This is a genomic window from Geobacter grbiciae, from assembly GCF_018531165.1.
In the GTDB taxonomy this organism is placed as follows: domain Bacteria; phylum Desulfobacterota; class Desulfuromonadia; order Geobacterales; family Geobacteraceae; genus Geobacter; species Geobacter metallireducens.
Genome location: NZ_JAHDIW010000016.1, coordinates 19,465 through 31,441, shown reverse-complemented (window position 1 = coordinate 31,441; position 11,977 = coordinate 19,465). Strand labels below are relative to the sequence as shown.

The following is an 11,977-nucleotide window of genomic DNA, read 5'->3' as shown; positions in this document are numbered from 1 at the left end:
GCCCCTGTTAACCGATAAAGCCCGAGCCGTTACGGCCGATGGAGTGGTACGTGAAGCCGATCTCCCGCATCCGCCGGGGATTGTAAAGGTTCCTGCCGTCAAAGATAACCGGGGCAGTGAGGCTCGCGCTGATGCGCTCGAAGTCGGGATTGCGATACTCGTTCCACTCGGTAATGATGGCCAGCGCGTCGGCTCCATTGAGAATCTCGTACTGGTTGGTACTGGTGTAGGTTATCCGGTCGCCGAAGATCTTTTTCGCTTCTTTGACCGCTTCGGGATCGTGCGCCCGGACCGTGGCGCCCATTTCGAGGAGCTTGCTGATGATGACGATGGAGGGAGCTTCGCGCATATCATCGGTGCGGGGCTTGAACGAGAGTCCCCAGACGGCGATGGTCTTTCCTGCGAGGGGTGCCGCCCCGTTGTCTCGGGAGAAATGGGCGATCATTTTGTCGATGAGGATCGCCTTTTGCCGTTCGTTGACTTCCTCCACCGACTTCAGCAGGACAAAGTCGTAATCGCTTTCCTCGGCAGTCTTGATGAGGGCCTTCACGTCCTTCGGGAAGCACGAGCCGCCGTAACCGACGCCGGGAAAAAGGAAATCGTAGCCGATCCGAGAATCGGATCCGATCCCCTCGCGCACCGCTGATACATCCGCCCCCATCCGCTCGCAGAGGTTCGCTATCTGGTTCATGAACGAGATGCGGGTGGCGAGCATGGCATTGGCGGCATATTTGGTCATTTCGGCGCTGTGGACGTCCATGACGATAAGACGGTTGGTCTTTCTCATGAAGGGAGAATAGAGCTCTTTCATGATCTCTGCGGTACGGACATTGTCGGCACCGATAACGACCCGGTCGGGCTTCATGAAGTCGTCGATTGCGGCGCCTTCCTTGAGAAACTCAGGGTTCGACACCACATCGAACTCGTAGGCAACACCGCGGCGGTCGAGTTCCTCCTGGGCGGCCCGTCTCACCTTATCAGCGGTGCCAACCGGTACCGTCGACTTGTCGACGATGATCTTGAACCCCTCCATGTTGCGACCAATTTCCCGGGCCACGGCAAGAACATGCTGGAGATCGGCCGAACCGTCTTCCCCCGGCGGTGTCCCTACGGCGATGAAGCAGATGAGTGATTCCTTCACCGCTGACGCCAGGTCGGTAGTGAAGGAAAGGCGCCCCTCGGCGCTATTGCGGAGAACCAGCTCCTTGAGGCCCGGTTCGTATATGGGTAGAATCCCCTGCTTGAGTCCTTCAATCTTCTCCTGGTTAACATCAACGCAAATGACAGTGTTGCCGCTTTCGGCGAAGCAGGTTCCAGCGACAAGGCCCACATATCCGGAGCCAATGACACAGATTTTCACAATGCAACTCCTCAGACAGAATTTAGCGTTTCAACATATCATAAAAAACGCTGAAACTTCCAGTGATTTTCCTCAGAAATGGTATCCACGCCTACCTCCACGGCTAATTTGACTTTCACCTGACCGGAGCTAATCTTGATTCATGTCAGTGCATAGACTGCTGGACGTCCCGGACAGGCGAGGATGTTCGAGCAACACAGCAGAGGGGCGGAAAACGCCGCTCCACCGGGAGGTGCCACGATGCATTTGCAGAGAATATCAATCCTTATAATCCTGCTCACAACCTTGTCATTATCAGGATGTGCCCATGTCATCAGTGAGCAGTCACGGTCTCTGGTTGACCCCACCATTACCTACGCCATGCTCAAAGAAAAACCCGATGCGTTTGTCGGGAAGTACGTGCAACTGGGAGGGGTAATTGTCGGGGTCAAGAACACCACCACAGGAAGTCAATTGGAGATAATGCAGGTTGCTCTCGACAAGACGGGTATGCCGGAGGATACATTTCGCTCCGAGGGAAGGTTTCTCGCCATTTCCGAATCGTTCCTCGACAGCATGATCTATAAGCCGGACCGCCTCGTTACCCTGGTCGGGGAAGTGAAGGGCAAAAAAGTAATGCCGGTCGACGAAGTCGAGTACACCTATCCGGTCCTCGCAATCAAAGAGATTTACGTCTGGAAAAGCTACGACTACGAGAAGGGCTACCCCTACCCCACTCCGCCACCCTACTCCTTTTATGATCCCTACTACTACGGATACTGGCCCGGGCCGTACTGGTACCGCCCCCTGGGGCCGGTTTATCGGCGCTGGTAGTGCAAAAAGACAGGGCGGACCCATAACCCGCCCTGTCTCTCTCCTCCCCTAACAACATCCTGCCTGGTCACCTTTCAAGCAGAAGCTCCATGAGCCGGTGCCCTTCCTCCAGCACAAGGCCGGAAGCCCGGGCCGAATCTTCGTCGTAGCCCACAATCGAATCATCTTCCGATTCTCCTCCATCGTAGATGATGAAGGGCACAGGCGCATCCGTATGTGTCTTCAGCCTGAGGGGAGTCGGGTGATCGGGGGTACAGAGTATCCGGAACGAACCGAAACGCCTGATCCCTTCCATGATGGGGCCGACAACCCTGGCATCGAAATCTTCGATGGCCTGGATCTTGTGGGAAAGGTTCCCCGAATGGGAAGCCTCGTCGGGCGCCTCAACGTGAAGGTACACGTAGTCATGGGTCTCCAGGGCCTCAAGAGCTGCCTGAACCTTGCCTTCATAGTTGGTGTCCAGGTAACCGGTGGCCCCCTCGACCCGGATCACGTCGAGGCCCGCTCCGATGCCGATACCGTTTATGAGATCGACCGCGGAAATTACCGCCCCGGTGAGGCCGAACTTTTCCCTAAAAGGCTCCATCCGGGGTGCTTTGCCGTGCCCCCAGAGCCAGATGGAATTCGCCGGAATCTTGTCTGCTTCAAGGCGCCGCCGGTATTGGGGATGATTGTTGAGTATCATCTGGGAGGAGTTCATCAGATAGATGAGCTTGTCGGCCCCCTCTCCCTTCGGAAGGTAGTCGAGGATGCTTTTCCCCGAGATGTCATGGGGAGGGGTGGCGGACATGCCGCTTTTGCCGTTGCGCCATACCATGAGATGGCGATATCCCACGCCGGGGTAAAACTGGAACTCGTCATCGCCGATCTGCTGCTGGATGGCCTCGATGAGTTCGCGTCCCTCTTCGGTGGAGATATGCCCCGCCGAGTAGTCGTTCATGACGAGCGTCCCCTTTGTCGGCAGGAGATTCACGAGATTAACCCGGAACGCCACGTCATCAGACCCGAGTTGGACCCCCATGCTTGCTGCTTCAAGGGGTGAGCGACCCGTATAGCAGGTACGCGGGTCATAGCCGAACACCGAGAGATTTGCCACATCACTTCCCGGAGGGAGCCCCTTCGGCACGGTGTGGGCAAGGCCGATCCTCCCCCGCCGGGCCATGGCATCCATGTGCGGCGTTTTGGCAGCCTGCAGTGGTGTCTTTCCGTCCAGATCCTTCACGGCCTCGTCCGACATCCCGTCGCCGAGGAGCACGATATACTTCATTGCCCTGTCCTTTCCTGAGTGAGTTTTCCAGTCTGCACCGACCCGCCCTATCCCCGTGGATGGTATTCCTCGTGAATGCGTTTCAATCGCTCCCGGGTCACGTGGGTGTAAATCTGTGTCGTCGCAAGGTCCGCATGACCGAGCATTGCCTGTACGCTCCGCAAATCCGCGCCGTTCTCCAACAGATGGGTTGCAAACGAATGGCGCAGGGTATGGGGGGAAATGGTTTTTCTGATTCCCGCTTCAATGGCCCATTTTTTGATTATATTCCAGAACGCCTGCCGCGTCATCCGGTCTCCGAGCCGGGTAAGAAACAGATAGGCGTTGTCGCCGTTTCGATCCATTTCGGGGCGCGCCTCGACCAGATAGCCAGAGACGGCTGCACAGGCAGATTCGCCCATGGGAACGAGCCGCTCCTTCCCCCCCTTGCCGAAAGTCATGAGGTATCCCGCAGTTACATTCACATCGCGCACCCCGAGGCCCACAAGCTCGGAGACCCGCAGCCCCGTGGCATAGAGAAGCTCCAGCATGGCCCGGTCCCGCATATCCTGGGCATTGTCACTTCCGGGAGCAGCCAGAAGCGCCTCGACCTCCCGGCCGGTGAGGACCTGGGGAAGCTTGGCCAACGTCTTGGGCGCCTCGATGATCGCGGTGGGGTTCGCCTCGGCATACCCCTCCACCAGGAGAAACCGGTGGAACATCCGGACAGCGGATAAGGCCCTGGCTCTGCTTCGGGGGGCGAGACCACGCTCCTTGAGATGGGCCAGAAAATCCGCCACATCCACGGAGCGCACCGCAGACGGTTCACCGCAATCCCGTTTCTCAAGGAAATCCAGATACCGGATCATGTCGCGGCCGTAGGAATCGAGGGAATTCTTCGCCAGCCCCTTCTCCACAAGAAGGTAATTCAGAAAGAGATCGAGGTACTGATTCACGTTCTCCTCACTCCACGGCTTTCAAAAGTCTCTCCCGTATTTCTTCGAGCCGCTCCGGATTGGTGATCTTGTGGCCGAATATGTCCTTCACGTAGAAGACGTCGGCCACCTGGTCCACCTTGGTGGAAATCTTGGAGACACCGATGTAGAGCCCCAGTTCCGTCAGAGTGCTCGTGATCTGGTAGAGAATTCCCACCTTGTCATGGGTATAGATGTCGATGACCGTATAGTCCGATGACACCTCGTTGTCGATTTCGACTCGCGCGGAAAAACGGGGTTTTGCCTTTTCAGCGAGGAGTGTCGGCCGCTGCCGCTTTGCAACGAGCGTAGCCACCGGGGTCTTGCCGGTCAGCACCTGCCGGAGATCCTCATTCACCCGCTTCCACCGACCCTCGTCGGTTATGATAAAGCCCTGTGGCGAATTCACCTGCAGGATGTCCAGCGCCTTGCCGTTGGAACTCGTATGGATCTGGGCACCGAGAATATTTATCCCGTTGGCGGCCATAACGCCAGTAATCATGGAAAAGAGTCCCGGCACATCGAGGGTGCAGATGGTGAAATTGGAGTATCCCCCGTCGGACTCATGGTCGAGACGGGTGATGATTTTTTCGTGTTCAAGGGCAAGGAGCAGCTTCACATGCTCGGCTATGACCTGCGGAGCATTGGAGAGAAGATGACGGTTGGTCATCGCCTTCAGCTCTTCTCTCACTGCAGCCACTGGGTACTCGTCGCCAAGGAGCTCCAGTACGGTCCGTTTCACCTTCTTGACCCGCTCACTCCTGGCCTCCAGCCGGAAATCGCCGCGCTCAAGCACGTTGAAGCTCTTTTCGTACAACTCCTGGAGGAGCATCGCCTTCCACTCGGTCCAGACATCGGTCCCGACAGCTCGTATGTCGGCATAGCTGAGAAGGTAGAGCATCTTGAGGTTCTCACTCTTCTCCATTTGCCGGGCAAACTGGATGATCATCTTGTCATCATGGAGGTCACGGCGCTGGGCGATATGCGCCATGAGAAGATGGCTCCGCACCATGAACTCGAGCCGTTCCGAGTCCTCCTTGCAGAGCCCCATCCGGCGGGCAATGGTGGGTATCATGTCAGCACCCTTGTCGGCGTGCCCCCCCCCTTCCCCCTTGCCGATGTCGTGGAAAAGTACCCCGAGGATCAGGAGTTCCCTCTTGTCCACCTCCCTGGCAAGCCGGGTAAGAAGCGGCAGATCTTCGGCATGGTCCCCCCGCAACAACTTCTCGATCTCTTCCACCGCAAAAAGCGAGTGGGTATCAACGGTGTAGATGTGGTAGAGGTCATGCTGAACCTTGCAGTAGATATTGCCGAACTCGGGGATGAAACGGTTCAGGAACTCCAGGTGATGCATGAGTTGCAGAGTCTCGGAGGCCCCCTTCTCGCTGCGAAGGATCGCAAAGAATGACTGGTTGACATCCTTGCTTCTCCTGAACTTGTCGTTAATGAGGTGAAGATTTTTCCGGATCAGCGACTTCACCGTGACACTTATGGCAACGCCATGCTTCTGGGCGTACTCGAATATTTTCATGAGCCGGGCCGGCTCCTTGTGGATCACCGATTCATCGGGGATCACCAACTCACCCTTGATGATGTAAAAACCCTCACCCACATGCCGTCGGACAAAGTAGCCGATGATCTTCAGCGCCCTCTCTTCCCGCTGTGAACATTTCGTGATGAGAGAGGAAGAAAGATGTTCGACCCGGGTTGCATGGAGGTAGTAGTCACGCATGAACTCTTCCACTGCCAAAGACTTTCCGACGTCCTTGTAGCCGAAGAACCCGGCCAGATTGATCTGGGCATCAAACGTGAGCTGATCGTTCTTGCGGCCGGCATGGAAATGGAGTTCGTTCCGGATGCGCCAGAGATAGGAAAGCGCCTCGCCGTAAGCCGAGACCTCCTCCTCGGTCATGACCCCCTTGACGATCAGTTCGCGGATATCGGAAATCTTGTACTTGATTTTCGCCACCCAGAGTGCCGTGTGAAGGTCCCGGAGCCCCCCTTCGCTCTCCTTGACATTGGGCTCGAGGAGATAGACCGACGAGCCGTACTTCTCCCTCCGCTTCCCCAGTTCCGCAACCTTCTCTTTAATGAAAGAGTCGCTCCGTTTGGAAAGGATCTGGGTCAGCATGACCTTCTCGAAATCCTTGAACAGCAATCGGCTTCCGGCAAGGACGCGTGCATCGAGCAGAGCCGTCCGCACCGTCAAGTCGGAGGCTGCCATCTCCACACAATCCTGCAGGGTACGCACCGAGTACCCAACGTCAAGCCGCATGTCCCACAGGAAATAGAGGAGCTTCTGGGCGATATCCTCCACCCGGGCCTGGTCTTTGCCGCCGTAGAGAAACATCAGGTCGATGTCCGAATAGGGGTTGAGCTCTCCCCGTCCATAACCACCGATGGCCGTCAGAGTCAATGGTTCCCTCACCCGCCCCCTCTGGGCCACATCCCTTGTTATGCTCCGAAAGAGCTTGCGGACCAGGGTATCGGTCATGGCAGTCAGGTTGCGCACCACGACGCTTCCTTGAGCGCCGGCATTGTGCATCACCTTGATCTCTTCCCGGTAGTGGTTCAGGAAGTGCTTGCTCGCAGCCAGGTAAAGGGGACGCTTCTCCTCGAAGGAGGCACGGCCGGCATCGCCAGTCTCCTGAGAGGTGTCGGGAAAGTAGCGGTCAATGTTGAATTCCATAAAATCCCTTACCTATCGCCCGGTGCCGATTGTACGGATATACCCCTTGATTCCTTCCACAATGCCGTCGGCGGCCCGATCAAGAAAGGCCTTGTCCCGAAGCCGGGCCTCCTCGGTTTCGTTGCTGATGAAAGCCGTCTCAACGAGGATGCTCGGCATAGTGGCACCCACAAGGACGTAAAATGGCCCCTGCTTGACCCCCAGGTTCCGTGTTCCCGGATAGTGGCCGTTGATCTTTTTGTAGAGGGCCTTCTGGACTTCGTCGGCCAGGTGGGCGGAATCGTTGAGCTTGTAGTTGGCCATGAGGTCGAAGAGGATCGCCTGCAGGAGGCTCACCTTGTCCAGAGATGTGCCGTTTTCCCGGGCAGCAAGCTGGGCAGCCTTCTCGGTCTTGGCCAGATTGAGGTAATAGGTCTCTATCCCCGAAGCACTGCGGTTGAGGGATGCATTGGCATGGACCGACACGAAGAGATCGGCATTCACCTTGTTGGCGATGGCGGTACGCTCCTCAAGCGGAATGAAGACATCGGTTGAACGGGTCATGACCACGTCAATGCCCAGCTCTTCCCGAATCTTCGCCGCCACTTGGAGCCCGAGGGCAAGCACAACGTCCTTTTCCTGGGTCCCCCCCGCGCCAATCGCTCCGGGGTCGTGACCGCCATGGCCCGGATCGACCACAATCCGCCGGATCTTTCCCGGCTTGAATTTGGCTACTGGCTTCGGGCTCGGTTTTTCATCACCGGTATCGGCGGCTTTCGTCTCGGCAGCAGTTGCCGGCACCGGTGCCGGCTGGACCTGCTCCGTCAGTTTCGCGAATTCCAGGGGACGTTCTCCCTTCACATCGACGATGATCCGGAAGGGATCCGAGAGGGAAAACACCTTGAATTCCTTGATCCGGTCAACATCGAGAACCACCCGCACCACATCCGGCTTGTACTGGCCGACCCTTGCGGACTTCAGCTGATGATCGGCTATTTGAAGGTCGTGTACGCCGGGTCCAACCCTGGCGCCGGTTATATCGAGGTAAATGCGTGACGGGAGGGCATCGCCCGGATGCTGCTTGATCTGGTGGGTTTCAAAATGTGCTTCTCGGTCGACGGTGATGGCAATCCGGGTGTAATCGGGGTTTGACCAATGGCGCATCTCCTTCACCACGGCCGCTGCCTTAACGCTGGAGCCCTTAACGCGGCGCACCTCCTTGGCCTCGGCGGAAGAAAAAAGAAACAGCACTCCTGCAAGGGCAAGGAGAAGGGGCACTATCCGTAACCATCGTTGTATTCTCACGTCAGACCATCCTCTTTAACTCATCGAGAATATTGAGCGCCTCAAGGGGAGTGAGTGCCGCGATATTCAACCCGGTCAGCCGCTGCCGGAGAAGATCGTCACCCTGCTCGAAGAGGGAGAGTTGGGGCGACGACTTGGGTGCAGCAGCCTTCTTTCCCCGAGAAATCCGCGGCACTCCCCCCTCTACATACTCTCCCTTTTCAAGGTTGTGGAGAATTTCCTTGGCCCGCTCGATGACCTCAATCGGGAGCCCCGCAAGCCTTGCAACCTGGATGCCGTAGGAGTGTGAAGCCCCCCCCTCGACGATCTTGCGCAGGAAGATAACCTGATCGTTCCACTCCTTAACCGCCACGTTGCAATTCTTTATCCTCCCCCTGGTCACGGCCAGCTCGGTAAGCTCATGATAGTGGGTGGCAAAGAGGGTCTTGGCGGCGCACCGCGCGGTGTCGTGAAGATACTCTGCCACGGCCCAGGCGATGGAGACCCCGTCGAAAGTAGAGGTGCCGCGACCGATCTCGTCAAGAACCACCAGACTTTTCGGCGTGGCGTTACGGAGGATGGCAGCGGTCTCCATCATCTCCACCATGAAGGTGGATTGTCCCCGGGCCAGGTTGTCGGAAGCACCAACGCGGGTAAAAATCCGGTCCACCACACCTATCCGGGCCTCAGTGGCAGGAACGAAGCTTCCCAGCTGAGCCATGAGGACAATGAGTGCCACCTGACGCATGAAGGTCGACTTACCGGCCATATTGGGGCCGGTAATGATGACAAGCTGATTCTCACCATTGTCCAGGAGTACGTCATTGGGAACAAACCGTTCGGAAACGTTGAGGGCTTCCACAACGGGATGGCGCCCCTCGGAGATGGAAAGGGTGTCTCCGTCTTCGATACTTGGCCGGCAGTAATTGCGATCATGGGCCACGTCGGCCAGGGATGCCAGAACATCAAGGGTGGCGAGGCGGTCTGCCGTTCGGGCAAGCCGCTCTCCCTCAGCGGCAACACGCTGCCTGATCTGCTGGAAGAGGGAATACTCCAGCTCCACGATCCGCTCTTCGGCCCCGAGAACCTTTTCCTCGTATTCCTTCAACTCAGGGGTAATGAAACGCTCGGCATTGGCAAGGGTCTGGCGACGGATATAGTCCTCGGGGATGGACCCGAGATTCGTCTTGGTGACCTCGATGTAGTACCCGAAGACCTTGTTGTAGCGAATCTTGAGGGAGGTAATGCCGGTACGTGCCTTTTCTTTTGCTTCCAGGCGGGCGATGAACCCCTTACCCTCGCGACTGATGGCGCGCAACTCGTCCAGGTCGGCATGGTAACCGTCAGCAATGATGCCCCCTTCGCGCAACACAAAGGGGGGATCATCCACGATGCCCCGTCCGATCAGTTCCGCCACTTCATCCATCGGGTCAATGCCCTTGCATAACTCACCCAGAAGTGCCGTGCCCGTGCTTTCAAGCAGGCTCAATAGAGGTGGGATTCTCTGGAGCGACGCCTTGAGGGCAACAAGATCCTTGGCACCTGAACTGGCCAGACTGATCCTCCCGTTGAGGCGCTCAAGATCATAGACCCCCTCAAGGGCCTCCCGAATGCCTGCACGCAACGCGGGATCATTGGCAAGCTCACCGACTGCATCCTGGCGTTCTTTTATTTTTTCAACAATTACCAATGGATAGTTTATCCACTGCCTAAGCTTTCTCCCCCCCATGGCAGTGGCCGTACGGTCCAGCAGACCAAGAAGCGACCCACGCCGTTTCCCCTCAGAAAGGGTGGCGGTCAGTTCCAGATTGCGCCGGGTGGTTTCGTCCAGGACAAGGAACTCTTGGGTCCGATAGGCGCGGAGTTCCCTGATGTGGTCCACCCTTCCCTTCTGAGTTTCCTGGAGATAGTGGAGGACAGCCGCTGCCGCCTGGAGACCTTCGGCATATCCGTCACAGCCCAAGGCACCGGGCGATGCTACACCAAAATGGTTTTTGATGAGCCTCTCGGTGTAGTCACGGTCATAAACCCAGTCATCCACGTAGGTGAACGTCCGGCCAGCAGCCAGGTCTCCCCTCCCCTCGCCTCGCATATTCTCGCGAAAGGACACGGGCACGAGGATTTCCCGAGGATTGGCGCAGGCAACCTCACCCCAGGCCGCATCATGGCCCTCCACCTCGGTCAGCCGAAACTCGCCGGTTGATATATCCAGATACGCCACTCCCCAGCGTCCATTATTGCCATCAAAGAGGGAGAGGAGAAAATTGTTCTCCTTGGGGGAAAGACTTTCGGACTCCACGACAAGGCCGGGGGTGACAACCTTGACTACCTGACGCTTCACGATCCCCTTCGTGGCCTTTGGGTCCTCCACCTGCTCGCAGATTGCCACCTTCTCCCCCGCTTCGATGAGCCTGGCAATGTAGGGAGCAGCCGAGTGGTACGGAACGCCACACAGGGGGACATCGGCACCATCTCCCCCCTTGCCGCGGGAAGTGAGGGTTATGTCAAGAATGCGCGAAGCCTTGACGGCATCATCGAGAAACATCTCATAGAAATCGCCGAGCCTGAAGAAGAGGATCGAGTCCGGATGCTCGGCCTTGATCTCCAGATACTGGCGCATCATCGGGGTGAGTTCTGACATCGGTAAAGCCTTGGTGTTGAAGGAATTGGAAAGGTATCGTAGCAGAAACGGACGCGCCTTGCAAAACCAAAACCCACAACGATAGCGGGCTTGCAGTTCACTAACAAAAAAGCCGATCCGACGGTCAGCTTTTTGATTTTGGAGGTAGTGACTATCTCTTATTGATTCATCGTTGTGCCAGCATGGATGTGCGTGAGCATTCCCCCGACAGCACATACGAAAGCCCTAACCTTCCTGTGTAGCAAATCAAGTTACACTAGGAGGATTAGGGCTAAAAAAGCAGCTACATTAGCCACTTATAGTATCTGGCGTCCCCGAGACGATTCGAACGTCCGACCCCTTCCTTAGGAGGGAAGTGCTCTATCCAGCTGAGCTACGGGGACAGAAAGTGTTTTTATAGCCCACCACTAACCGCTTTGCAACCATTTTCCCGTCAGAACAAAGAGGCTGGGACAGCGATCAGTCGCTAAAACGTGAGGAGCGAATAGACTTTGCCTTCCGGCAGCTTCTTTCGCCCGCCGAGAAAATCAAGTTCTGCCAAGAAGCAGCAGTCGACAATTTCTCCGCCAAGGTCCCTGACCATATCGACAACAGCGGACATGGTCCCTCCAGTAGCAAGAACGTCGTCGGCAATGAGCACTTTCTCTCCCTTCCGGATGGCGTCAGTATGAATTTCCAGGGTGTCAGTGCCATATTCAAGCTGATATGTTTTACTGAAGGTTTCGGAAGGAAGTTTTCCCGGCTTGCGCACAAGAACCACTCCAGCCCCAAGCTTGTACGCAAGGGCTGCACCCAGAATGAACCCCCGGGCCTCAACCCCCACCACCTTGTCTATCTTCTCCCCCACGTAGCGGTGCGCCAGCAGATCAACCATACGCTGAAACGATTTCGCATCTGCAAGAAGCGTAGTGATGTCCTTAAAAACAATCCCCTTTTTGGGAAAATCGGGCACATCACGTATTATATTTTTGAGTTCATCCATCCCCTACCC

General features: G+C 56.7%; 8 protein-coding genes and 1 tRNA gene. 1 reads left to right on the top strand and 8 read right to left on the bottom strand.

From position 1 onward, the window contains the following. Positions 1–7: 7 nt before the first annotated feature. Positions 8–1,360: a UDP-glucose dehydrogenase family protein gene (locus KJB29_RS15855; protein ID WP_215735370.1), complete on the bottom strand. Its 1,353-nt coding sequence runs from the start codon at positions 1,358–1,360 to the stop codon at positions 8–10. A 240-nt stretch (positions 1,361–1,600) separates the two neighbouring features. Here KJB29_RS15855 and KJB29_RS15850 point away from each other — a divergent pair, with 240 nt between their 5' ends. Continuing rightward, positions 1,601–2,173: a Slp family lipoprotein gene (locus tag KJB29_RS15850; protein WP_215735369.1), complete on the top strand. Its 573-nt coding sequence runs from the start codon at positions 1,601–1,603 to the stop codon at positions 2,171–2,173. Positions 2,174–2,240: 67 nt separating this feature from the next. Here KJB29_RS15850 and KJB29_RS15845 read toward each other — a convergent pair whose 3' ends face one another. The 7 genes from KJB29_RS15845 to KJB29_RS15815 all read right to left on the bottom strand — a co-directional run bounded on the left by KJB29_RS15845 (position 2,241) and on the right by KJB29_RS15815 (position 11,968). Beyond that, positions 2,241–3,440 (bottom strand): cofactor-independent phosphoglycerate mutase, encoded by a 1,200-nt coding sequence (locus KJB29_RS15845; protein ID WP_215735368.1) that lies wholly within the window; start codon positions 3,438–3,440, stop codon positions 2,241–2,243. Positions 3,441–3,487: 47 nt separating this feature from the next. Continuing rightward, the gene (gene xerD / locus KJB29_RS15840; RefSeq protein WP_215735367.1) at positions 3,488–4,375 is read right to left on the bottom strand and encodes a site-specific tyrosine recombinase XerD; all 888 of its coding nucleotides are present in this window, start codon (positions 4,373–4,375) and stop codon (positions 3,488–3,490) included. Between the two features lie 7 nt (positions 4,376–4,382). After that, positions 4,383–7,082, bottom strand: a complete 2,700-nt coding sequence (gene glnD / locus KJB29_RS15835; RefSeq protein WP_215735366.1) for a [protein-PII] uridylyltransferase — start codon at positions 7,080–7,082, stop codon at positions 4,383–4,385. A 12-nt stretch (positions 7,083–7,094) separates the two neighbouring features. After that, a complete protein-coding gene (locus tag KJB29_RS15830; RefSeq protein ID WP_215735365.1) occupies positions 7,095–8,366 on the bottom strand; it encodes an N-acetylmuramoyl-L-alanine amidase in 1,272 nt (423 codons plus the stop codon). A 1-nt stretch (position 8,367) separates the two neighbouring features. Then, positions 8,368–10,986, bottom strand: coding sequence for a DNA mismatch repair protein MutS (mutS, locus tag KJB29_RS15825; protein ID WP_215735364.1), 2,619 nt, complete (start codon positions 10,984–10,986; stop codon positions 8,368–8,370). 306 nt (positions 10,987–11,292) lie between these two features. Further along, positions 11,293–11,369 (bottom strand) — tRNA-Arg (locus tag KJB29_RS15820). A gap of 83 nt (positions 11,370–11,452) precedes the next feature. Beyond that, positions 11,453–11,968, bottom strand: coding sequence for an adenine phosphoribosyltransferase (locus KJB29_RS15815; protein ID WP_215735363.1), 516 nt, complete (start codon positions 11,966–11,968; stop codon positions 11,453–11,455). Between the last annotated feature and the right edge of the window lie 9 nt (positions 11,969–11,977).

What these genes read in the sequence shown, in the direction of transcription:
- KJB29_RS15850 (WP_215735369.1), top strand. Translation starts at nt 1,601, where the DNA reads ATGCATTTGCAGAGAATATCAATCCTTATAATCCTGCTCACAACCTTG.
- KJB29_RS15845 (WP_215735368.1), bottom strand. Translation starts at nt 3,440, where the DNA reads ATGAAGTATATCGTGCTCCTCGGCGACGGGATGTCGGACGAGGCCGTG.
- glnD (WP_215735366.1), bottom strand. Translation starts at nt 7,082, where the DNA reads ATGGAATTCAACATTGACCGCTACTTTCCCGACACCTCTCAGGAGACT.
- mutS (WP_215735364.1), bottom strand. Translation starts at nt 10,986, where the DNA reads ATGTCAGAACTCACCCCGATGATGCGCCAGTATCTGGAGATCAAGGCC.
- KJB29_RS15815 (WP_215735363.1), bottom strand. Translation starts at nt 11,968, where the DNA reads ATGGATGAACTCAAAAATATAATACGTGATGTGCCCGATTTTCCCAAA.